This is a genomic window from Halioglobus sp. D3-4, assembly GCF_055809315.1.
In genome coordinates, this window is record NZ_CM147907.1 from 1,460,827 (window position 1) to 1,482,958 (window position 22,132).

At 55.0% G+C, this 22,132-nt stretch carries 21 protein-coding genes; 4 read left to right on the forward strand and 17 right to left on the reverse strand.

The annotated features are described in order from the left end of the window. Positions 1–19 precede the first annotated feature (19 nt). Positions 20–772, reverse strand: a complete 753-nt coding sequence (locus tag AC0L6S_RS06320; protein ID WP_473427577.1) for a sulfite exporter TauE/SafE family protein — start codon at positions 770–772, stop codon at positions 20–22. Between the two features lie 8 nt (positions 773–780). Further along, positions 781–1,884 carry a phosphoribosylaminoimidazolesuccinocarboxamide synthase gene (locus AC0L6S_RS06325; protein WP_473427578.1) on the reverse strand — a complete coding sequence of 368 codons (1,104 nt, stop codon included), beginning with the start codon at positions 1,882–1,884 and terminating at the stop codon, positions 781–783. A gap of 283 nt (positions 1,885–2,167) precedes the next feature. On the opposite strand from AC0L6S_RS06325, the gene AC0L6S_RS06330 reads away from it, so the two are divergent. After that, complete coding sequence (locus tag AC0L6S_RS06330) at positions 2,168–2,599, forward strand: group II truncated hemoglobin (RefSeq protein ID WP_473427579.1); 432 nt, start codon at positions 2,168–2,170, stop codon at positions 2,597–2,599. 104 nt (positions 2,600–2,703) lie between these two features. Further along, the gene (locus AC0L6S_RS06335; RefSeq protein WP_473427580.1) at positions 2,704–4,182 is read left to right on the forward strand and encodes an amidase; all 1,479 of its coding nucleotides are present in this window, start codon (positions 2,704–2,706) and stop codon (positions 4,180–4,182) included. Positions 4,183–4,222: 40 nt separating this feature from the next. On the opposite strand, the gene AC0L6S_RS06340 is transcribed toward AC0L6S_RS06335, so the two are convergent. Then, a complete protein-coding gene (locus AC0L6S_RS06340) occupies positions 4,223–4,477 on the reverse strand; it encodes a hypothetical protein (RefSeq protein WP_473427581.1) in 255 nt (84 codons plus the stop codon). Positions 4,478–4,601: 124 nt separating this feature from the next. Continuing rightward, a complete protein-coding gene (gene ypfJ, locus AC0L6S_RS06345) occupies positions 4,602–5,507 on the reverse strand; it encodes a KPN_02809 family neutral zinc metallopeptidase (RefSeq protein WP_473427582.1) in 906 nt (301 codons plus the stop codon). 96 nt (positions 5,508–5,603) lie between these two features. On the opposite strand from ypfJ, the gene AC0L6S_RS06350 reads away from it, so the two are divergent. Next, positions 5,604–7,070 carry a helicase HerA-like domain-containing protein gene (locus AC0L6S_RS06350; protein ID WP_473427583.1) on the forward strand — a complete coding sequence of 489 codons (1,467 nt, stop codon included), beginning with the start codon at positions 5,604–5,606 and terminating at the stop codon, positions 7,068–7,070. A gap of 17 nt (positions 7,071–7,087) precedes the next feature. On the opposite strand, the gene AC0L6S_RS06355 is transcribed toward AC0L6S_RS06350, so the two are convergent. The 8 genes from AC0L6S_RS06355 to pspA all read right to left on the reverse strand — a co-directional run bounded on the left by AC0L6S_RS06355 (position 7,088) and on the right by pspA (position 14,761). Beyond that, the gene (locus AC0L6S_RS06355) at positions 7,088–8,029 is read right to left on the reverse strand and encodes a DUF808 domain-containing protein (RefSeq protein WP_473427584.1); all 942 of its coding nucleotides are present in this window, start codon (positions 8,027–8,029) and stop codon (positions 7,088–7,090) included. A gap of 110 nt (positions 8,030–8,139) precedes the next feature. After that, positions 8,140–8,508 (reverse strand): VOC family protein, encoded by a 369-nt coding sequence (locus tag AC0L6S_RS06360; protein ID WP_473427585.1) that lies wholly within the window; start codon positions 8,506–8,508, stop codon positions 8,140–8,142. A 104-nt stretch (positions 8,509–8,612) separates the two neighbouring features. After that, positions 8,613–10,757 carry a polyphosphate kinase 1 gene (gene ppk1 / locus AC0L6S_RS06365; RefSeq protein ID WP_473427586.1) on the reverse strand — a complete coding sequence of 715 codons (2,145 nt, stop codon included), beginning with the start codon at positions 10,755–10,757 and terminating at the stop codon, positions 8,613–8,615. Positions 10,758–11,195: 438 nt separating this feature from the next. After that, the gene (locus AC0L6S_RS06370) at positions 11,196–12,065 is read right to left on the reverse strand and encodes a universal stress protein (RefSeq protein ID WP_473427587.1); all 870 of its coding nucleotides are present in this window, start codon (positions 12,063–12,065) and stop codon (positions 11,196–11,198) included. Positions 12,066–12,248: 183 nt separating this feature from the next. Next, a complete protein-coding gene (locus AC0L6S_RS06375) occupies positions 12,249–13,043 on the reverse strand; it encodes an alpha/beta hydrolase (protein WP_473427588.1) in 795 nt (264 codons plus the stop codon). 121 nt (positions 13,044–13,164) lie between these two features. Next, the gene (locus AC0L6S_RS06380) at positions 13,165–13,725 is read right to left on the reverse strand and encodes a PspC domain-containing protein (protein WP_473427589.1); all 561 of its coding nucleotides are present in this window, start codon (positions 13,723–13,725) and stop codon (positions 13,165–13,167) included. Positions 13,726–13,728: 3 nt separating this feature from the next. Continuing rightward, a complete protein-coding gene (gene pspB / locus AC0L6S_RS06385; protein WP_473427590.1) occupies positions 13,729–13,998 on the reverse strand; it encodes an envelope stress response membrane protein PspB in 270 nt (89 codons plus the stop codon). An 85-nt stretch (positions 13,999–14,083) separates the two neighbouring features. Beyond that, on the reverse strand, positions 14,084–14,761 hold the full coding sequence (gene pspA, locus AC0L6S_RS06390) for a phage shock protein PspA (protein WP_473427591.1): 678 nt from the start codon (positions 14,759–14,761) through the stop codon (positions 14,084–14,086). A gap of 224 nt (positions 14,762–14,985) precedes the next feature. Here pspA and pspF point away from each other — a divergent pair, with 224 nt between their 5' ends. Further along, the gene (pspF, locus tag AC0L6S_RS06395; RefSeq protein ID WP_473427592.1) at positions 14,986–16,014 is read left to right on the forward strand and encodes a phage shock protein operon transcriptional activator; all 1,029 of its coding nucleotides are present in this window, start codon (positions 14,986–14,988) and stop codon (positions 16,012–16,014) included. Positions 16,015–16,077: 63 nt separating this feature from the next. Here pspF and AC0L6S_RS06400 read toward each other — a convergent pair whose 3' ends face one another. The 5 genes from AC0L6S_RS06400 to AC0L6S_RS06420 all read right to left on the reverse strand — a co-directional run bounded on the left by AC0L6S_RS06400 (position 16,078) and on the right by AC0L6S_RS06420 (position 22,100). Beyond that, positions 16,078–17,568, reverse strand: a complete 1,491-nt coding sequence (locus AC0L6S_RS06400; protein ID WP_473427593.1) for a B12-binding domain-containing radical SAM protein — start codon at positions 17,566–17,568, stop codon at positions 16,078–16,080. A gap of 314 nt (positions 17,569–17,882) precedes the next feature. After that, on the reverse strand, positions 17,883–18,659 hold the full coding sequence (locus AC0L6S_RS06405; RefSeq protein WP_473427594.1) for an SDR family NAD(P)-dependent oxidoreductase: 777 nt from the start codon (positions 18,657–18,659) through the stop codon (positions 17,883–17,885). Then, a complete protein-coding gene (locus AC0L6S_RS06410; RefSeq protein ID WP_473427595.1) occupies positions 18,656–19,954 on the reverse strand; it encodes an FAD-binding oxidoreductase in 1,299 nt (432 codons plus the stop codon). Before AC0L6S_RS06410 ends, AC0L6S_RS06405 begins: the two co-directional genes overlap by 4 nt. Continuing rightward, on the reverse strand, positions 19,954–21,387 hold the full coding sequence (locus AC0L6S_RS06415; RefSeq protein WP_473428555.1) for a UbiA family prenyltransferase: 1,434 nt from the start codon (positions 21,385–21,387) through the stop codon (positions 19,954–19,956). The genes AC0L6S_RS06410 and AC0L6S_RS06415 overlap by 1 nt, the downstream gene beginning before the upstream one ends. A gap of 35 nt (positions 21,388–21,422) precedes the next feature. After that, complete coding sequence (locus AC0L6S_RS06420; protein ID WP_473427596.1) at positions 21,423–22,100, reverse strand: class I SAM-dependent methyltransferase; 678 nt, start codon at positions 22,098–22,100, stop codon at positions 21,423–21,425. Positions 22,101–22,132 lie beyond the last annotated feature (32 nt).

Sequence of the window (22,132 nt, forward strand, 5' to 3'; positions counted from 1 at the left end):
CCTCATAGCCGAAGTGCTATTACCACAGCGCGCTGGCGCCATCCCACAACAGTTTCGCGCCTATCATCACCAGACAAACGCTTACCACCTGATAGTAAAAGCGTGCTGTAGAGCGTTTTACCAGATAGTGCCCCAACATCACACCCAGTGGTGCCAGCGGCACCAGCACCAAGGAATAGAGCAGGTTCGCGCTGGTAAACTGACCGAGCATAAAATAGGGGGGTACTTTGACCAAATTGACTACCGCGAAAAAGATACCGGCTGTTCCGGCAAAAAGGAGTGGAGAAAGTTGTTTCGGCATCAAGTACATGGTCAGTGGTGGCCCACCCGCGTGGATACTGAAGCTGGTAAAACCGGCGAGCGTACCAAACAGGCCGCCACTGACCGCGTTGTGCTCACTACTGGAAAAGCCTTTTAATCCTAATAGATTCTGCAGGCCAAAGACCAGTGAAAGTACGCCGATCAGAACCCGCATATAGTGTTCGTTCATGGCCTCAGCAGAAAAGTAGCCCACTGTTACCCCCAACATCGCACCGGGCAGCAGGAGTAAGAGTGCGCGCCGGTCAAAGACACCCCAATAGGTTTTCACCACCAGCATGTCCATCACCACCAGAATGGGCAGGAGAATCGCCGCGGCTTGCGTGGGCGGCATGACCAGCGCCATCATGGGGACTGATATGATCGCCAGCGCGCCGCCAAAACCTCCCTTGGCGATACCATACAACAACACTGCTGGCACGCTGCAAAGGTAGAACCATGGATCAGTAAGCAAACCCGGGCTCAGTCGACAAGGGAGAACTCATTGCGCAGCACGTCGATGATCTCCGCCTTGGGATTTTCGGCCAATTGCAAGCTTGTGCCGATGATCTTCTCCGCTATTCCGACATAGGTGTCGGAAATCGCCATCAACACATCGGTGGGCAGCGCGTTGTCGCGGGCCAGCGCCTGACGCTCTGACATTCGGGACTTGTTCAGCAAAATGTCCGGGTCCGGAAAGTGCTGCAGCAGCAGTTGGCGGAAATCTTCCTTGGAGTTTTCTACCACCCTGCCCTCGCGAAGCGCTGCGCCGTCCCAGATACGCGAGGAATCCGGTGTGCCGACTTCATCCATGTAAATCAGTTTGTCATTACCGGCTTTGTCGGTGACATAGCCAAACTCAAATTTGGTATCGACAAACACCTGATCCAGGCGGGCCAATTCGGCACTGATCACATCGAACCCTTCGCGCAGCAGCGTTTCATAGCGATCGATGTCGTCAATACTGAGAAAATTGAATGCCGCATAGTTCTTTTCGATATCGGATCGGGTGATATTCACATCGTCAACTGCGGGAACACCGGGAATACCCTCCAGAATACCCTTGCTCGACGGGGTAATCAGCAGCTCGGGTAATTTCTGATCACGTTGCAGACCATCCGGGATTTTAATCCCACAGAACTCGCGCTCGCCCTTTTCGTATGAACGCCACATGGAGCCAGTGATGTACTGTCGCGCAATGGCCTCTATCATCACCGGGCGCGCCTTCTGTACAATCCAGACCAGCGGGTGGGGAATCTCCAAAATATGACTGTCGGCCAAGCCGCGCTCGCGGAACAGGCGAAACCAGTGATTGGAGATCGCATTCAGTGCGGCCCCCTTGCCAGGCACGCCGCGCATGCCGCCCTCGCCGTGCCAGATGCAGTCGAAAGCAGAAATGCGATCTGAGATAACCATAATTGCCAGCGGCGCATCGGCCGCCACGTCATAGCCGCGTTCAGCGATCAGCCGCGCACTGTCAGCGGCAGTCAGCCAATACACGGAGCGTACTTTGCCACTGTGTACGGGTGCATCGGTGCGGATGGGCAGATCGTCGTTAACGGCCAATACCTTGTCGGCAAGACTCATAATGAATGTCCTGTAGTAATGTGCTGGGAAACCCCGTGGGCTGACAGCGCCACAATGCTATAACGCAATGGCGAAAAAACGCGATTCTAGCAGAGGAAGTGCCATCAGGCACCCCCGCCTCAGGCGACTACACGCTGCCAGGGGGGCAGCGCTTGATCAACGCCCGCCAACAATGTCGATACTTACAATCTGCCGGGGCTGCCGACTATAATGGCCTTCGGCATCAAAGCATCAGTGCGGAACAGTGAGACCGTATGGGCATACAGATCGAGGTCAGACCGACATGAGCGACACCCCGCAGACCCCCTACCAGATACTGGGTGAGGACGGTATACGACAATTATGCCGTGCGTTCTATGACATTATGGATACGCAGCCCGAGGCCGCCGGCCTGCGCGCGATGCACGCGGCAGATTTGTCCCCGATGAAAGATAAATTGGCGGACTATCTCACCGGCTGGATGGGCGGGCCACCAAGGTACGCCGACAAATACGGTACCGTCTGTATGACAACACCACATGAGCACTATCACATTGGACCAGAAGAGCGTGACCAATGGCTGTTGTGCATGGACAAAGCGTTGCAGCAGATTGGCGCTAGCGATGAACTGGTGGATATGCTGAAGGTACCGCTTTTTCGCATCGCTGATGCTGTCCGCAATAAGGAGGGGCCGAGCAGCGCAGCAAATGACCCCAATATAATCGCCGCCAGCTGAAGCCACTGCGATGTAAAGCCAGTCAGGGCTTGAATGACTGGACTTATCGCTCTACTGTGCCAGTGTTAGGATGCGAAGCTTCGCGCCAGACAGGGAATAACGATATGAATAAACACAGTACCTCAAACGACGAGTTTGCAGCACTGGATGCCACCGCCCAGGCAGAACTTGTCCGCAGCGGGCAGGTTAGCGCTCTGGAATTGGTCGACGCCGCTATCGCACGCATCGAGCGGGGCAATGATGCTCTGAACGCCGTCATACACCAACGCTTCGAGCAGGCCAGGGAGGAAGCCAAAGGCACATTGCCCGACGGACCTTTTCGTGGCGTCCCATTTTTGTTGAAGGATCTCGACGGTGTTTCTGCGGGTGATCCCTACCACGGCGGCAACCGCGCGCTGGCCGAGGCCGGCTACATAGCGCCTGTGGACAGCTACCTCACCGGCAAGTTTCGCGAAGCCGGGCTGGTGATCCTGGGGCGCACCAATACACCCGAATTCGGCCTGATGCCAACCACCGAGCCACTGGCAAAGGGACCGACTCGTAATCCCTGGAATCTCAATCACTCCACCGGCGGATCAAGTGGCGGCTCAGCTGCCTCCGTCGCTGCAGGGTTTGTTTCCATGGCCCATGCCGGCGACGGCGGTGGTTCCATTCGTATACCCGCTTCATCCTGTGGCCTGGTGGGACTCAAGCCGACACGCGGACGCCATTCACTGGGCCCGGAAGCCGGCGAAGCCTGGGGTGGGCTGGTCGCAAGGATGGCCCTGACTCGCACCGTGAGGGACTGCGCCGCCATTTTACAGGCTGTGCAGGGAGCTATGCCGGGAGATCCTTACACCGCACCTCCCCCGCTGCGGCCATATCCGGAAGAATTGCTGGCTCCGGGGCGACGCTTGCGGATCGGGTACACCACCATACCCAGCGACCCGTCCTGCACCACCGCACCCGAGTGTGTGCGCGCTGTAGACGAAACGGTCAGACAACTGGAGTCTCTGGGCCATTACATTGAAGAGGCAAGACCCGCTGTCTGGAAAACGCCTGAATTTTTCGAGTCGACACTGTCACATTTTATGGTGGCTTACGGTGTGTGGACAGCTGCAGAACTGGATCGTGTCGCCGCGATGATCGGGCGCCCGGTGACGGAAGCCGACGTCGAACCGGGCACCTGGCTGATCGCCGAACCGGGGCGCTCGGTGACAGGCCTTGCCTACCTAGCTGCTATGGAGGCGTTCCAGAATGGATCGCGTGAGATGGCTAAATTCTGGTCCGAAGAGGGATACGACCTGTTACTCACACCTACCGTGCCTGAGCCGCCGCCACCTTTGGGGCAGTTCCACGATGACAACAATCCGCTTGCAGGCCTGACACGCTCATCGCAAATCATCCCGTTTGTGGCGCCGTTCAACATCACTGGACAACCGGCCATTTCATTGCCTGTGCATGTCAGCGAAGCCGGCCTACCTGTCGGCGTACAACTGGTGGCAGCCTCCAATCGCGAAGACCTGTTGCTGCGTACCGCAGGGGAGCTGGAAACCGCTATACCCTGGTCCACCGCGCCGGTGGTGCCACGCAGCGGTGCCTGACGGCGTCGCTACCCAAATATCCAGCCCCCAACTCGCCGGCTCAGCGCAGCGTGATGACCGTGGTGGCGGCAACGGCCACCCACAACAACTCTTCCAGGTGACTGCCCACCAACAGCAGGCCGGTGGTAACCGCGAGAACACCGATCACCCGGTCTGCCCACGGGGTGAAATCCGCGGCGACACTTGCGCGTTGCCCGCCACGCTGGGACACCACGGCGAGCTTTTCACTGTCCGCCTCCCTGCGCTGCAGGAGTTGCTGTGTGATCTGGTGCTCCATCCGCTTTAAAGCTGCCATGGTCTGACTCCCTGAATCGTCTGATTATCTGGGAGTCATGATCGCCGGCGTGAACATCGAACACCATCTGTCCTCTTTTCAGCCTGATTGAAAACGCGACATAGCAAATCCCCATGTGGGGGCCTTAACCCAAGTCGGTGGCGGCAAATGTATCGCAATCGGCAAATTGACCGGACTCGAAACCGGTTCGGAACCATTTAACTCGCTGTGCGGAGGTACCGTGCGTAAAGCTGTCGGGCACGACTTCGCGTCCGGCTTCGCGCTGTAAGCGGTCATCACCAATGGCCGTAGCCGCCTGCAACGCTTCCTCCAGGTCACCGGGGTCGAGTAATTGACGATCGACATTAGCAGCGTGACCCCAAAGGCCGGCAAAGCAATCGGCCTGCAATTCCTGACGCACAGACAGCGCGTTCACCTGTGCGGCACTCGCCCCTCGGCCCGCGGCCCGCACTTTGTCGCTGATACCCAGCAGTGTTTGTACATGGTGGCCGACTTCATGGGCGACGACATAGGCCTGGGCAAAGTCTCCGGGAGCGCCGTGTCGGTCGCGCAGGTCCCGAAAGAAGGAGAGGTCTATATACAGTTTTTGATCGCCGGGACAGTAAAAAGGTCCCACCGCAGCACTGGCTCTGCCACAGGCAGAGTTGACTGCCCCAGTAAACAATACCAGCGTCGGCTCGCGGTACTGCCGACCTAACGCCTGAAAATTCGCATGCCAGGTATCTTCAGTATCAGCCAAAACCACTGAGACAAATTCGGCGTTTTGCTGCTGCGCTTCACTGAGCGGTGCACCAGACCGGCTGGAACTGGCGGCACCTCCGGCCAACAGAGATAGCACATCAATGCCCATCAACTGCCCGCCGACTACAACAACGACCCCAAGCGCGAGAAGAATACGCCCGACCTTGGTCCGGATCATTATCGGCAACAGCCGCATCACCAGTGGTGCGGCACCGGCTGCACCGCTCGCGGGACCTTGTCCGCGCCTGTCCTCCACATTACTACTTCGCCTGCCGCCCTTCCAACGCATGGTATATTCCTGTCGATAGCCGCATGGGGCCTGTTACTTTATTATACTGCTCAATAGCGGGCAGTGCAGTCCACCTCGAAAAGGATAGATAAATAGATGAACGATGGCATTCTGATTGGCCGCTCCCCGGCGGGCCAGATATTTCTCAACCCGCGCTACGCCAACCGCCACGGGCTGGTCGCCGGCGCCACTGGCACCGGCAAAACGGTCACTCTGCAGTGTCTGGCAGAGGGCTTTTCCGACCTCGGGGTCCCGGTATTTCTGGCCGATATAAAAGGCGATATCTCCGGGATCAGCCAGAGCGGCTCGCCTCACCCAAAGGTGGACGAACGGATACAGAAAATCGGTATCGAGCACTATCAGCAACGCGGCTATCCGGTCGCGTTCTGGGATTTGTTCGGCAAACAGGGTACGCCGATCCGCTCCACAATTTCAGAAATGGGGCCGCAGTTGATCTCGCGCCTGCTGGATCTCAATGAAACACAGGAGAGTGTGATCACACTGGTATTCGAGTTTGCCGACAACGAGGGGATGTTACTCGTCGATCTCAAGGACCTGCGCACCACCCTTGAATACCTCGGCAATAACAGCAGGGAACTGGGCACCGGCTACGGTGTATCGAAGGCCTCAGTGAATGCGATTCTGCGTCGCCTACTGATGTTGGAACGCGAGGGCGGTGAGCAGTTTTTCGGTGAACCGGCACTTCAGCTTCAGGACTTCATGCGCACCGGCCTCGATGGACGGGGCACCATCAACATACTGGCCGCCGACACGCTGATTATGAACCCAAGGCTCTACTCCACCTTCCTGCTGTGGTTGCTATCCGAATTGTTTGAGGAGCTCCCTGAACTGGGTGATCCGGAAAAGCCGGTGCTGGTATTTTTCTTCGATGAGGCACATCTGCTGTTCCGTGACACACCTAAAGCACTGCTGGAGAAAATTGAGCAGGTAGTGCGCCTGATCCGCTCCAAGGGTGTCGGTATCTATTTCATTTCGCAGAGCCCGGGAGATATACCGGACAGTGTGCTGGCACAACTGGGCAACCGCGTACAACACGCACTGCGTGCCTACACGCCAAAAGAGCAAAAAGCGGTGAAGGTCGCAGCGCAGTCCTTTCGCAGCAACCCCGAACTGGATACCGTCACCGCAATCACTGAATTGGGTGTCGGGGAAGCCCTGGTTTCAATGTTACAGGAAAAGGGTGTTCCCGCCCCCGTGCAACGCGTGTTGGTGCGGCCACCCCACTCCAGAATGGGGCCGGCCACTCCCGAAGAGCGCCAGGCTGTGCTGTCGAGAGACCTGAACCAACAACGCTACGTCACCCCCATTGACCCTCGCTCGGCACATGAGGTGTTGCTGGAGCGCACTGCAGCGCGACAAAAGAAGGCGCAGGAGGCAGAACTCGCCGAACGTGCTGCTGCGGCAGAAAAGCGCAAACCGAAAGCCCGCTCCAGCAATCGCCAGAGTGCAGGAGAGGCCTTTCTGAAAAGTGTTGCACGCGCCGCTGGCAGCAGCCTGGGAAGGAAGCTATTTCGCGGGATTCTCGGCTCATTGCTGAAGTAAGGCCTCTTAGCTGTGACTCACTCCCGGCGCAATCTCTGCACTAGCACAACCACGGCAGTGACCACCGCCCCGGCGATCAACCCGACAACAATCCCAGCGAGGGTGGGTGTGACAGCGGCCAGAACCGGCCCGATGGACGCCACACCCGAGACCGATGACACAAGCACCGCAATGCCCTCATCAAGAGTGTGAAAGCCGTGTACGAGTATACCGCCGCCCACCATAAACATCGCGATGGTGCCCACCACGGCCAGAAACTTCATCAGCCAAGGGGCAAAACGTACCAAAGCAGAGCCAAACCAGCGCAACATCGCCGGCCAGCTGCCCTGCCCTTCGCGCTCCAGTAGAAACAATCCGGCGTCATCCAGCTTTACAATAGCGGCCACCAGCCCGTATACACCGATCGTCATCGCCAGCGCAATGACCGACACCACCAGCACCTGAGTAATAAAAGTCATTTCGGCGACAATACCTAAGGTGAGTACGATAATTTCTGCAGAGAGAATGAAATCAGTGCGTATCGCGCCCTTTATCTTCTGTTGCTCGTAGGCCACGAGATCAACCGAGGGATCTCGCAGGCTTTTTAGCAACTGCTCATGATGGGCAGCGTCTTCGCTTTCGGAATGCAGAAATTTGTGGGCTACTTTTTCAAAGCCCTCGTAGCAAAGGAAAAGGCCGCCTAGTATCAGTACCGGCGTAATCAACCATGGAGCAATAAACGAGATCGCCAGTGCAGCCGGGACCAGAATGCACTTGTTGCGCATAGACCCTTTGGCAACAGCCCAGACAACAGGCAGCTCGCGGTCAGCGCGCACACCCGTCACCTGCTCCGCGTTAACTGCCAGATCATCGCCGAGCACACCAGCAGATTTTTTGGCGGCGATTTTTGTCATCAGCGCGACATCGTCGAGTACTGCCGCGATATCATCCAGCAGAACAAGCAAACTACTTCCCGCCACTAAAAAAGCCTCCTGTACCTGCCGTCAGGGAATACCCCCGTCATTGCGGGGGTCGGAAAACAGTTGCAATCAGTCAGGAGGCACTGCACATGCAAGCCCTCGCAATTGTCTTATCCGAAGTGACAGAAACAGATTTTATTGCCATCGAGATCGCGGAAATAGGCACCGTAGAAGCCGTCCATCCTCTGCCCGGGTGCACCTTCGTCTGCCGCACCCAGCTCCAGCGCTCTGGCGTATAGTTTATCGACAAGCTCTGTCGAACCGGGTGCAATAGAAACCATGTTGCCGTTGCCCGGACTGGCAGCTTCGCCGTTGTACGGTGTGCATACCGCGAGCATCGCGCCGCCGTTGGGTGTACCCAGGGCAGCGAGCCGCCCCAAATCCATCATCACAGTGCCGCCAATATCGGACAGAACATCGAGGTAAAAGGCCTTGGCTTTCTCAATATCGGCGGTTCCAATTGTGGTATACGCAATCATTAGCTATCTCCGAAGCAATCTGTGAACTTTCAAGCGGGATGCACCGCGCAGCCCGTCGACCTGGCAGCCCAGTGTACACGCACCGCGCTGCGTGCAACAGCCGGTCAGAGTGCCTTCTTCCGCCTGCGTTTGGCGGGTTCATTCATCCGCGATTTGGGATAGCGAGGTAGTTTTCCCGTGGCAAGATAGCGGTGAATGCTCTCTTGCGAGCGAATCTTGGTGGCCTTTTTCTTGCTGGGCACCATCCGGTTAATCTGGTTTTGATCCAGCACCCGCGCCCTGACGTTATCGTGCCATTGCTGGTCCAGCGTATCCTGGATAATGCGCTGCGCGTCTTGATCAAAAATGGGACAGAGAACCTCCACCCGGTAATCCAGATTACGCGTCATTAAATCCGCTGAACCGATCAGGTAGCGCGGCTCACCGCGATTATAAAACACGTAGGCGCGGGTATGCTCAAGATACCTGTCGACAATACTGATGGCCTGGATATTCTCCGAAATTTCTTTTACTCCAGGCAGTAGCGAGCACATACCTCGAACGATCAGCCGTATCTCTACACCAGCCTGGCTGGCCTCGTAGAGTTTCAATACCAGATCCTTATCCACCAGGTTGTTGCACTTGAGCGTCATCGCCGCGCGGTAGCCAGCCCTGGCATTGGCAATTTCGCATTCGATTAATTCCATTAGCCCGCTGCGCGCAGAGTGCGGCGCGACCAGCAATAGACGATAGTTGGGACGCTGGTAGTTGAACTGCAGGAATTCGAACACACTGTGCACATCCTTGCCGACATTCTGGTCGTAGGTAATCAATGAAAAATCGGTGTACAGTCGGGCCGTTTTCTCATTGAAGTTACCGGTGCCGATATGGCTGTAGTAGCGTGAGGCGTGACCATCTCGACGCTCAATCAACAATAGTTTGCTGTGAACCTTAAGCCCGGGAATGCCGAAAATAACCTGGATACCGCAATCGGTTAAGCGCTGTGCCCAGTTGATATTTGCCTGTTCATCGAAACGCGCGGCCAATTCGACCACAGCCAGTACCTGTTTGCCATTTTGTACGGCATTGACCAGTGCATCGATAACCCTGGAGTCACGTGCTACGCGATACAGGCAAATCTTTATTTTGGTGACCTGCGGATCCAACGCCGCTGTCTTAAGCAAGTCAATCGCATAGTCGAAGGGATGATAGGGATAGTACAGAAAGATATCTTTCTCACGAATACTGTCGAATATACAGGCCTGCTCATCGAGCCGACTGATGCGTATCGGCGGTAGCGGCTTGAACTCGAGGTGCCGCCGCCCGACATTGGGGAAGCTCATGAAATCCTTTGAGTTGTGGTAGCGGCCACCGGAGATCAGGCTGTCGTATTTGCCAAAGCCAAATCGGTTGCACAGGTGATCGAGCAGGCGCTGCGGCATTTCACCGTCATATACCATGCGCACAGTATCCGCCTTCATGCGCTGCTTTAGGCTCGAGGCCATTTTGTCAATCAGGCTCTGTGTGATGCCGGTATCTATCGCCAGCTCCGCATCACGGGAGAACTTGAAACAATACGCCTGTGCTGCATCTATTGGAATAACCCCTCGGAACATCTCTGGCAGGCACAGGCGCATTATATTATCCAGCACAATGTACACCGTACCACCCCTGCCTTTTTTTCGAGGAATCTGCACAAATCGGGCCAGCCTGTCAGTGGGAACGCCCACTACAGCGGAGTGATAACTGTCTCCCGATTGGATATCTACTGCGAGATAAATCGACTCGTCGGTAAGTGCTGGAATGGCCTGCCCTTCGCGCAGCAGAATGGGCTCAAGCTCTGGTAACACTGTGCTGGTGAAATACGATCTTACAAACTCAACCTGTCGCTCATCCAGCTGTTCCTCATTGACGAGGTATATTCGCTGGTCCGCGAGCGCGCGCATAATCTCGCGGTAGATACGGTCGAACTCATGTTGCAGTTCGACCACGCGTTTCTGGATGGCACCAAGGAGGTCTTTTGACTGCTGTTTGTTGGCGCCGGAAGAAACAGAAATCAGGCGCCTGACCTCCGCCACTCTCACGCGGAAGAATTCATCTGAATTATTGGAAAAAATGCCGAGGTAGCGCAACCGCTCGATAACCGGCACGGACTCGTCCGCTGCCTCCTGCAATACGCGCGCATTGAAAGATAGCCAACTGAGCTCGCGCGGCATGAAAAGATCATAATCGAGAAGATCCGCGAGGCGTTGCTTGATCGGGCTGGCCATACTGTCTCCAAACAGACCCTGGTTTCAGTAAACGAAAGTAGACGGAAAAGCAGTTCGATAGTGCGAGGCCAAAGCGTACCCGCAAGATATTACGCGCTGAGCCTACCCCGCCAATGTTACAGCGAAATGACATCGCCGATATCAGAGACCGGATTCAACCCGGCTGGGATCGCAACGCCATGAATCAGTAAATCCCGCATGACGTCCCATCGAGGTATGCGCCTCCGTCTACTTTAGAAAGTACATTAACTTAGATTGGCAATCAATTGACAAAAATAAAAAAGCCCGCATTTCATGAAATGAAAGCGGGCTAAAATAGCCGTATGCTTCGGGGCAGAAACATCGGCCAGGGGACGTGTCAGCACTCGCAAGGAATGCGAAGTGCTGTAGACAAAATAGTCCCTATTGACCAGATTTCAAGGTAAAAACGGAAAATAATTACAACTTTATCGTCAAGACATCTGTCTTCAAATGGAGCAGCACTTGCTCTGCTGTATTACCCAGCAATCGTGCTCTCACTCCCTTCCTGCCGACTGTGCCCAGCACCACCAACTGTGCCCGAACCTTGGCTGCGCGACTGGCCACGACTTTTTCTGCCGCACCGCGCTTGCACTGAAACGCGGATTCGGGGACACCGCAGGTTCTGGCCAGCCGCGAGATCTGTGGCTGCATCGACGCCCTGGCATTGCGCGCGTAGCTCTGTGGATCGACCAGATCCAACTCCGCCAGAACAGCGGGCACCTGAATCGCAGAAATAATCTCCAGCTCCACACCTAGCGTCTCTGCCAACCCCTTTGCCGCCAGCAGTAGCTTCTGGTTCAGTGATTGCTTGGCGGCCTTGGTGCTGGCCAGATCGAGCGCAACCAAAACGGGTTCGACCCTGTGCCATTTTTTCTTCGCTACCAGTAACACCGGGGCCGGGCACTCTCTCAACAACTGCCAGTCCGTAGAGGTGTGGACCAGCGACTCGGAACGATTGCCTGTCTTAATGACCATGTCATAGCGGCCACCCGCGCAGCGCCTATTCAGCCAGCGGTGGATATCCTTTTCCCACACGACCTTCAGATCGGCATGCTGACCAGACACCAGATGCCTGTCAATTCGACCCTGTACCGCGCGTTCGCGGTCTGCCAGCAGGCGATTCTGGATGCTCTCGCGCTGCGCTGCACTGACGTCCAGCGCCGACAGGTCCACATGCACAAATGCGACCACATCGGCCACAACGCCGAGTTTAGCGGCTAGCTCAAGCCCTCTGGGGGTCGCATAACACTGCTGCTCAAGATCAGCAACGATCAGAATTCTTGCCATCTGCCTGTCCTGAATTTATATACGTTGAACGCGCAGTATAAACCGCGAGATAGCGAACAACACCAATCTGGATCAATCGATTCGGTCAGGCATGGTGGCGGACGCACTTTATGCAAAGATCGACTGACGATGCCAGGTGAGCAGAGCAATCGATATAAACCGAAGGAACGGTGCAACTAAACCTTAAGGCTCAGCGGGCTCCGTACTCAACTGCACATCGGGGTAGACAAGTCTGCGCCAACTGCCGCGCTCAAACGGCTGCCAGTGATCGGGGTCATTGGCCAGACACTCCGCCACCAATAACCACACGGCGGGATTGAATGTCATGCCGCAGTGACTGCTCCTGACCTCAATGCTCTGGGTCAGGGCGTGTCCGCGCTGTTGATTGGTGGTCCGCCAGTTCACGATACCGTCATACTTTGAGTAGATCGCCGTAGTGGGGACCGGTGGTGCATGCGAGAGCACATCCTGGTCTATCGGAAGTTCATCGGGCGGGTTTAGCGCTGTAAACAGGCGCGCCGGTATCGAGGCAGTCATTCTCCCCTCACCAAACGGACTTCCCAATGAAATCACCTGTCGAACCTTGTCAGGATACATACGCGCCAACTCACGCGCGAAAATACCGCCAAGACTGTGTCCGACCAGTGACACTGGCCCTTCGTAGCGTTCTACCAGATCATGCAGCCTGCGTTGAAGCGCTTCCAGTACCCCATCGCGCGGACCGAGATTGCGCCCCTGCCCCCAGCCGTGCACAGCATAATCAAGGCCGCCAAGGAAACGCCGGAAAGCCCTATTGTAACCATCACCGCCCATAAACCCCGGCAGTATCATCACCGCATGCCCATCTCCACGGGGGGCGATTTTAACGAGTGTACGTCGCGAAACACCCAACAGCACGATTTCCAGCGCTGCTCGATGTGCTTCGCTCAATGCCAGCAGAATACTGGGAGGTGGTACATACGGTTCCTGGGTTGTCATTAATCACGCCGCTGATAAAAATGAGTCGCTACACAGAGGGTAGCGAACATTAATATCCGGAGATAGCCTGAAACACCGCACGCTCCGTCACTGCTGATGCAGATTGAGACGCGGTTCACAGTCAGAGGCGGGAGAATTCCTTGTTCAATTCATACTGGCGGGACGTGACATATGACTCCATGCCTTCGACGCGGCGCAGCGCTGCATCGAGGCGCTCTCGTGCACGCTTCAGGCGCACGGATGTGCTCTCACTGTAACGGAACACCTTGCGGGGTCGGTAGTCATGGTGGCGCTCATCGTACTCCATCTCGACTTCGGCCGCCTCATACTCCAACTCATCTGACGGGCGCCCTTGTGCATCCTGGCGCGACGGTCGCTTCGCCATCAACAACCACGCACCTATATACAGCCACAGTGCGAGTGTGCCAGTAAACAGGAAGGCGCCTATCCACATCAACCGCACAACCCACGGTGCGATATCCCAGTGATCTGCGAATCCGGCGGCAACCCCAGCGATCTTACCGTCGCGCGTATTCCGGTATAGATTCATACCCCAACCGCTCTTGCGCCGCATATCAAACTCCCGTTTGCTCTTAAGAAAACCGCCGCGGTTCGCACCCTGGCCTCTGCCATGGTTGTCCCGATGTCTGTCACGAAACTGCCTGTCATCATGTTCGGTCATAACTTACTCCCTGAGATTGTCTTCGCCGCGTTCCTGGCGCCTTACCTGATCACGCCACTGTGGATGATCCGCATCCAGAATCGACTCCAGTGTGGCGATACGATCCGTTAGCTTATCCACGGTCTCCAGCATATGCTCCAACGACTCCCGATCCTCCAGATTGAGACTACGGGTAGACCTGTTCACGCTACGATAATGCATGGTGATCCACATCGGCGCCACAATCACCATAAACAGAATCGTGGGGACAGACATGAACTTCAAAAATTCCATTGCTTCTATTCCTCGAAGGCAAGCAGTGAACCTGCACTGTCGCCCGATTGATTGAAAATGTCATGGTTTAATGCACGCATGGTATCTATTCAGGCTTCTTGTCGACCATACCGGCTTTCAGGCGCTCCAATTCATCGCTAATTCTGTCGTCCTCCTGCAGCGCCGAAATTTGCGCGGCGAGATCAGGTGGCACCTCGCGACCCAAATCCATCGATTCAAGCTGACTTTCCAGGGTATCCATGCGCCGTTCAAAGCGCTCGAAACGATGAAACGCATCATCCAGCGCATCCCGTTGTATCTGTCGTTTGACCTTGATCCGCGACTCTACCGTCTGGCTGCGCATCGTCAGGGCTTTCTGTCGCGCGCGGGCATCGTCCAACTTCTGCTGTAACTGCCCCACCTCGTTATTGAGTTGCGCGATGTGTTCATCTATCGCGACCAGCTCCGCCTCCACCAGTGCGACCTCCTCCTCTATAGCACGCTTCTCCTGAAGTGCGGCACGTGCCAGATCCTCGCGATTCTTCTCAATTGCCAAGCGCGCCTTATCCTCCCACCCCGCCGCCTCACTGCTCACCTGTTCCAGGCGCCGCGCTGCGTCCTTGCGATCAGCCAGCACTCGAGCAGAGGAACTGCGCACCTCTACCAACGTGTCCTCCATCTCCTGGATAATCAGGCGCACCATCTTCTCCGGATCCTCTGCCTGATCCAGCATTGCGTTGATGTTGGAATTGATGATGTCGGTCATGCGTGAAAATATGCCCATGGGGTTTCTCCTGTGATCCATTCTGGCAGTACCTGTGCGATACCGCCCATCGCTGTAAAGACAAACTATGTGTTACACGATGCATGCCACATCGGCTACCCTATTGTTTTAAAAGGTATTTTTTCATTATCTGTGCGAAACCCATCTTCTAAATATGGCATATATTAGTATTTTTGGCCGATATATAGGTTAAATATACCTTCTATTAAGGTATATTTAACCTTATGCGTATTCAGGAAAGTATTATTGGCCATTCTTCAGCGCTGGCGACGGCACTGGAGCAGCTTTCTCATCTGGCCGTTATAAATCGTCCGGTCCTGTTAGTAGGTGAGCGAGGCACCGGCAAGGAGTTGGCCGCACAACGCCTGCATTTCCTCTCACCCCGCTGGCAGGCGCCGTTGGTCAAAGTCAATTGCGCTGCGCTGGCTGACAGCTTGCTGGAATCCGAGTTGTTCGGGCACGAGTCAGGTGCGTTTACCGGCGCTACCCGGGCACAACAGGGGCGCTTTGAACGCGCTGACGGCGGTACCCTGTTCCTCGATGAACTGGGTACAATGTCGATGCGGCTGCAGGAAAAGTTATTACGGCTGATTGAATACGGTGAGTTTGAACGCCTCGGCGGACAGCACACCCTGCAGGTAGATGTACGAGTTGTCGCAGCGACGAACAGCGACCTGCGTGCATTGGTCGCACAGAACCAGTTTCGGGCAGACCTTCTGGATCGTCTCAGTTTTGATGTCGTCCACCTGCCCCCGCTGCGACACCGCAGAGAGGATATTCTCGAACTGGCGCAACATTTTGCGGTGGGGATGTGCACAGAACTGGGATGGAGTCTGTTTGCGGGGTTTTCCGATACGGCGCTGAACACACTGCAACATTACCACTGGCCCGGCAATATAAGAGAACTAAAAAACGTCGTAGAGCGATCATTGTTTCGCTGGAATGATCCGGACACGCCGGTGGCCAACATCGTGATCGACCCGTTCATATCGCCGTTCGAAGATGTGCCCCGCGCACCTGCGGGGACCAATGAGACAGAAGATGGCACACCGTCTGAAACGGAAAGCATAGATTTCCAAACACAGATAAAACAACTGGAAGTAGAATTGCTTTCAGCGGCGCTGAAGAAAAACGGCTACAACCAGCGACGCACTGCCCGCGATCTGGGTCTCAGCTATGACCAGATGCGAGGGCTGGTGCGCAAGCACCAGCTTGCCAACCCAAACCGAACGAGCCAGAACCGAGGCGACTAACTCGCGCGTGACGGCTGCATCACTTCCCTACAGTACGGCGTCGCACTCTCTCTGAAGAAAACATCAGGCAGATTGACGAACCCTTTTGGGCACAGGGTCGGTAAAATTCATGATCGGCTTGTGATCGAAAAACTCGGCCATCAGCGAAGGGTTTTCCCGATATTTCGGATCGTTGCGCATTTCCCGAATTTTGTTTACCGGCAGCGTTGAGCGCGATAACAGGTAGAGGTGATGATAGAAATCGTAGTCCTCATCTGTCGGCCTATTCAATATACCTTTGCCCTCCGCAGCGATCACATTTTCACTGTACTCATAGGTCGGATAGCTGGTCATATTGGGCAGCATGAAGGTATTCATCTCAAGTGGGAACCTGAGTAGGAACTCAAAGGTTTCCTCCAGATCGTCAACCGTCTCGAAATCAACGCGGGTGATCAGATCATAGAAACCGGTGATACCAGCTGCCACGATCTCTTCGGCGGCCTCGACAACCCTGTCCGTTTTTGTGGGCCTGTTGAAATGCTCCTTGAGCACCCGTTCACTGCCCGACTGCACGCCCATGGTGATAGCGACACAGCCGGCATCCTTGAGTTTGTCGAGCAACGGCCGATCGTGCGTTGTTGGATAGGAGTAACACCAGAATGGCAGGCCGATTTCCGCTTTATAGCGCGGTAAAAATTCATCTAGCCAGCGCGGGTGTACCGTGAACACGTCATCGTAGAACATCACTTTCTTGATTTTCAGCGTCTCTTTCGCCCAGAGAAGCTCTTTTATAATGCTGTCTACCGATTTGCGCCGCAGGGAGTTCTTACGGCCAAACATATCCTGGTACTTGCTCTCAATACAGAAATGACAGGAGAACGGACATCCTCGCTGCGTCATAATTGAGTAGGATCTGCCGCCCTCGGGGTAGTAGTTGCGCTCGACCGTATCCTCGTTGATGAGGCAATAGATATCGCGGGACCAGTCGGGTTGCGCGATATTATCGAGCGGCATCAGGGGCCGATTTTCGTTTTTGACGACGTCCTCACCCCGCTTACACCAAGTGCCGAGAATATTCGAGTAGTCCTCGCCGGCATCGAGTCGGTCAGCCAGTTCAACAATGACCTCCTCCCCTTCATTGATGCACAAAAGATCAGCGAAGCCGATGCATTTCTCAGGCTCAAGCGTCGGTCCGGGACCACCCCAGATAACCGGGCAATCAAAATGCTCGCGCAGGCTATCGGTCACTTCACCACAGACCCGGATGAGGCCGGAAAAAACGGTAAACCCAATCAGGTCGGGTTCAAATGCGTTGAGTTCTTCAACCAGTAACCGCTCTTCGCTTTCGCAAACTGGCTTGTACAGGTCCACCGAGTATTGCTTGCCGTTGGCTAGAAACCCCACGCCGGGATAATCAAATTCGAGATATCCCTCGGACTCATCCGTAGGCAGCGCCACGGTTTCCTTGAAGTAAATAATCTTCACTTCGTGGCCCGCATCGCGCAACTGCCCGGCTAACTGGGCCGGTGCCAGATTTAAGCCATTGAATAATTTTACAATTGCTATTTTTGCCATTACCGCGCTCTCTGGAACGTGTTGTTCAATCAAAGTCCTCGCCAAAAATCCCTTAGAGGCCATTCTTCCATCAATTTAATGACCAATAAACCCTGACAATGTATGGTCTTTTTAATACCTGAGTTCAGCGGCACAGTATGCCAGATAATCAGGATGTCGTCCGAAAACCAAACTGAATAAGCGACAAATCTGCCGGTGGTCGCCGAGAATGCCAGCGCTCCCTACCAATAACGTGAACCCTGTCACAAGAACGCCCGCATCACTCTTTCACGCGTCCCAGCAACCTTTCCTCACCGCTGTTTAGCAGTGCAGGCCTATATCGGCAGCCGTGCCAATAACGCGGTAGGCAATGTGCGGATGATGAGCATGATCACGCGCCAGTAGCCGGGCACATAGCAGACTCTGCGCCCACGCGTTATCGCGCTTTGAATGGCAGGGGCGATGTCTGCCGCTGTGGCCCAGATAGCGCCGTGCTGCATGTGGGCGGTCATCGGTGATATGACCATGCCCGGTTTGATATTTACGACCTTCACAGCGCTGCCGGCGAATCTGCCCTGCAACCCCTGCAACAGAGCGTCAATTCCAGCCTTCGCGGCGCCATAGGCATAATTGCTTTTGCGTCCGCGGTCACCTGCTACGGATGAGATAACCGCCAGAGTACCGCGGCCCTGCCTGGAAAACTGCTTTGCGCAGGCCTCTGTGACAATGGCCGCACTGGTAAAATTGTCGTCCATACACGCTTTTAACGCGGCGCTGGACGACTCGCATTCTGCCTGTTCAGGAAGGGACCCATGGGCAACGATAGCGATATCAATTTCGCCCAGACTCTGCACCCCTATACGCACAGCGCCCTCGTGTTGCTGCCAGTCATTGAAATCGTAGCAATGCGTTGCTGCAACTCTAGCGCCACGCGCTTCCAGATCATCGGCAATCGCAGCTATTTTTTCGCTATTTCTGGCCACCAGCACAAATGACGCACCCTGCGCCGCATAGAGTTTCAGTATCTCATGGCAGATAGCGGAGGTGGCACCGAACACCAGAATACGTTTGTCACTCCCCGCTGCCGCACCCTGCTCTGCTGAATTGTTCATCTCTGAATCCTGCGCCAAAACGTCGAAGAAAATTTCGGGTCCATCTCGGGTACAAACTCCCTCAATCTGGGAAAGCCAGAACGGAATAATGTCGCCGGCATGCGAGCATCCTTGGCCGGATAAATCGCGCCGCCAGCGGTCTGCACAATCTCATCAAACGACGACAGTAAACGTATTGTTTGCTCGCCACGGTTGGGAAAGTCGATAGCCAGAGTCAAACCCGGTCGAGGAAAGGACAGCATTCCCGGTGAGCGTTGCTCGCCAAACTCTTTTAGCACGGTTAGAAAAGATGCTGCTCCACTGCGATTAACTTCGCGCAGCAGCGCTTCGATGGCCGCTTCACCACCCTCCCTGGGTACCACACATTGATATTGGTAGAACCCCTTGCTGCCATAGACGCGGTTCCAGCAAGCGATGCCGTCCAGCGGAAAGAAATAGGGTTGATAGTGTATACGCTGCAGCCCAGTACTCTGTTTGCGGCGTGCAAAGTATGCGCGATTGAAAATATCAACCGTCCACTTGTTAACCAACGATACGGGGGGTGTCAACGGTACCGTAATACGCGGAGGACGACCGGGCTTGAGCGTTCCGCTGCCGCTGGCGTGCCTGGCGCGCGAGAAGATTCCTCGGCCCACCTGTCCATTGCGCGCAACGGTATCAATCCAGGAGACACTGTATTCCCAATCGGCACTATCTCGACTCAGTTGTCCAAATTCCTCAACGCAGGAAAATGTCACATCCTCGACCTCCATCTGATCACAACCTAGCGGGACAAGCTGTATCTCGGCACTAACAATGAGACCAGTCAGCCCAAGACCGCCAATGGTAGCCGCAAAAAGTGTCGCATTCTCGCTCGGGCAGCAGCGATAGCGCTCTCCATCGCTACGCAACAGCGTCAGGGACCGCACATGACAGCCAAACGAACCAGCGTGATGATGGTTCTTGCCGTGTACGTCATTGGCGACAGCACCGCCGACGGTAATGAAACGGGTACCGGGTAGTACGGGCAAAAACCAGCCTCGGGGTACCACAACTTGCAGAACCTCATCCAGGGTCATGCCCGCTTCACAATGCAAAACGCCCTGCTCTACATCAAACCGTATCAGCCGGTTGAGTCGCCGGGTACTGATCTGCGTAGCACAGCTATTGATGCAGCTGTCACCGTAGCTGCGCCCGTTCCCAAACGGCAGAACCGAGTCAGTTGCCCCCAGCTCCGGCAGCGGTTCGAATCGCCAATCCAGCTCGACAATGCGTTCAGCACTGGCAATAGGGAGGCCGCCCCAACTACCATTCATCAGCGGGCAGCCAGAAGTGTTAGTAAACCAATGACGAATACGACGTAACTGATTTTGTCCCGGGTCGCGAACACGACAGGATCCTGATGAAGTTCTCCGCGACTGGCAAGCAACCAGATTCTGCCAATCCAGTACATCAACAGCAGACACAGTAGCCACATCACGCGCTGGTTGTGATAAATATCTGCCACATCGGAGCTGTCGATATAAAGTGCCATTACCAGCGTAGAAATGTAACCCGAGGCCACGCCAAATTGCGCGATAATCGGCAGATCGGTTACCCGGTAATCACGGCCACTGGCAGGTTCACCAGCCTCAAGCTCCAGTGATTTGAGCTCTGCGTAACGTTTGGCCATAGCCAAGCTGGTAAAAAGAAACATCGAAAATGACACCAGCCAGACTGAGGGCATCTCTCCTGCAACCGCAGCTCCCGCCAGAATACGCAGAGTGTAAAGCACTGCAAGTGTCAGAACATCCAGCAGCGCCAGGCGCTTAAAGTAGAAGGAATAGGATAGCGTGATCACAAAGTAACAAAACAAAACGCCAAAAAACATTGGCCCCGCAACCAGTGCAATAATGGTTGACAGTAGTAACAGCACCGGAATTGCCGATATCCCCAGCAGCAGCGATACCTGCCCACTTGCAAAGGGTCTATAGCGCTTTTCACTGTGCTTACGGTCCGCCGGCAGATCCAGCAGGTCGTTAATCAGGTAAACGGACGAAGAGCACAGGCAGAACGCAACAAACGCCAGTACTGTGGCAACGAGCAGGTCAACCTCGTTGTAGCGTTGCGCAATCATAATACTGACGAACACCAGTAAGTTCTTGCTCCACTGGTGTGGCCGCATCGCACTAAAAATTGCCCTCCACGGGCTCACTGTCGCGGGAAAGCTCTCTTCAACCTCGGCGACTGTGGCAGCAGCGGTCGCCACTGCGGGGCTGGCATTTACCACCACCGCACGGCGACAGTTCGCCCATACCATCAGGTCATCACGGCTATTGCCCACGTAATCATAATCACCCTTGCCGAATAGCGAATCCAACTTATCTCGCTTGTTGCCTGCTGACATATTATTGGCATCGCTGCTGGCAATCACCTGAGAAAAGATGTCCAGATGTGCTGCCACCGCATTGGCTATACGCTCGTTTGCGGCAGTTACCAATACCAGTTCGCGATCCGCCTCGCTCTGTTCCTTCAGCCAATCGAGCAAGGACTGGTTATACGGGAGGGTAGTCACATCCAATGTTGTTCGGGCGGCAATCATCTGCTTGAGACAGGCCTTGCCGCGCAGCAGCCAGAGCAGCATCAAAAAAACGGTGAGTGGGTTTACCTTGATCAACAGAATAGCTGATTCAACAAGCGTATCAGTATTGACCAGCGTTCCGTCGAGATCGACACAAAGTGGAATCCGGGATTTCGCATTTTCTGACATGTGGGACACGATAGATAGCCTGATATGTGTCTACTTTAAGCGCCGGCACGCGCCACAACAAGGAACTGTTTACCAAACAGTTTCCAGAATATGCGAAACCTGATATACAACTTTACCAGCAGCAAATTCGGTTGTTTTCCATCTGACATGGTGTAGGGCAGGAACGCGGCTTCTTGTTCTGTCACCTCAAACCCATTCATGCCAAGCAATTCAGCGAGGGAGCGATCAGAGATATGGACATGGTGATCCCAGAAATCCCAATAGGCGCCGGGTAACAGTCGCACGTTGGGACCTATTGCGATCATCCGACCGCCGGGTTTGAGACAGCGCTTTATCTCTGTGATGGTCGCTTCAACATGCGTTTTGTCGGGTAAGTGTTCAAGAAAGTTGCTGGTAAAGACGACGTCCAGACTGTCATTTGCCAACGGCCATGGCTTGGAGCAATCCTGCGAAAACAGCTCGACATCCTCATTCAATCGCGCTGCCGCATCCGGATTCATATCCATCGCATATTTCTTGCGCGCTGAAATATTATTGCTGAATTCCCCCCAACCACAGCCGAGATCAAGCACTATCGACTGCCGATCGATATAGCGCTGGAAGAAATCGCTACAAAGCACAGACCATAGAGCATTCCGATAGTCAGTAGCCTGCGAAAATCGCTGCCGATACTGGAGCTGGACGACCTCTTCCCTGCTCATCTCACTACCCATTCACTGCACCCTCGATACGTTATTATCCGCGA

Excerpts from the sequence above, each read along its gene's own strand:
- AC0L6S_RS06325 (WP_473427578.1), bottom strand. The coding sequence starts at position 1,884 with ATGAGTCTTGCCGACAAGGTATTGGCCGTTAACGACGATCTGCCCATC.
- AC0L6S_RS06330 (WP_473427579.1), top strand. The coding sequence starts at position 2,168 with ATGAGCGACACCCCGCAGACCCCCTACCAGATACTGGGTGAGGACGGT.
- AC0L6S_RS06335 (WP_473427580.1), top strand. The coding sequence starts at position 2,704 with ATGAATAAACACAGTACCTCAAACGACGAGTTTGCAGCACTGGATGCC.
- AC0L6S_RS06340 (WP_473427581.1), bottom strand. The coding sequence starts at position 4,477 with ATGGCAGCTTTAAAGCGGATGGAGCACCAGATCACACAGCAACTCCTG.
- ypfJ (WP_473427582.1), bottom strand. The coding sequence starts at position 5,507 with ATGCGTTGGAAGGGCGGCAGGCGAAGTAGTAATGTGGAGGACAGGCGC.
- AC0L6S_RS06350 (WP_473427583.1), top strand. The coding sequence starts at position 5,604 with ATGAACGATGGCATTCTGATTGGCCGCTCCCCGGCGGGCCAGATATTT.
- AC0L6S_RS06360 (WP_473427585.1), bottom strand. The coding sequence starts at position 8,508 with ATGATTGCGTATACCACAATTGGAACCGCCGATATTGAGAAAGCCAAG.
- ppk1 (WP_473427586.1), bottom strand. The coding sequence starts at position 10,757 with ATGGCCAGCCCGATCAAGCAACGCCTCGCGGATCTTCTCGATTATGAT.
- AC0L6S_RS06370 (WP_473427587.1), bottom strand. The coding sequence starts at position 12,065 with ATGGCAAGAATTCTGATCGTTGCTGATCTTGAGCAGCAGTGTTATGCG.
- AC0L6S_RS06375 (WP_473427588.1), bottom strand. The coding sequence starts at position 13,043 with ATGACAACCCAGGAACCGTATGTACCACCTCCCAGTATTCTGCTGGCA.
- AC0L6S_RS06380 (WP_473427589.1), bottom strand. The coding sequence starts at position 13,725 with ATGACCGAACATGATGACAGGCAGTTTCGTGACAGACATCGGGACAAC.
- pspB (WP_473427590.1), bottom strand. The coding sequence starts at position 13,998 with ATGGAATTTTTGAAGTTCATGTCTGTCCCCACGATTCTGTTTATGGTG.
- pspA (WP_473427591.1), bottom strand. The coding sequence starts at position 14,761 with ATGGGCATATTTTCACGCATGACCGACATCATCAATTCCAACATCAAC.
- pspF (WP_473427592.1), top strand. The coding sequence starts at position 14,986 with ATGCGTATTCAGGAAAGTATTATTGGCCATTCTTCAGCGCTGGCGACG.
- AC0L6S_RS06400 (WP_473427593.1), bottom strand. The coding sequence starts at position 17,568 with ATGGCAAAAATAGCAATTGTAAAATTATTCAATGGCTTAAATCTGGCA.
- AC0L6S_RS06405 (WP_473427594.1), bottom strand. The coding sequence starts at position 18,659 with ATGAACAATTCAGCAGAGCAGGGTGCGGCAGCGGGGAGTGACAAACGT.
- AC0L6S_RS06410 (WP_473427595.1), bottom strand. The coding sequence starts at position 19,954 with ATGAATGGTAGTTGGGGCGGCCTCCCTATTGCCAGTGCTGAACGCATT.
- AC0L6S_RS06415 (WP_473428555.1), bottom strand. The coding sequence starts at position 21,387 with ATGTCAGAAAATGCGAAATCCCGGATTCCACTTTGTGTCGATCTCGAC.
- AC0L6S_RS06420 (WP_473427596.1), bottom strand. The coding sequence starts at position 22,100 with ATGGGTAGTGAGATGAGCAGGGAAGAGGTCGTCCAGCTCCAGTATCGG.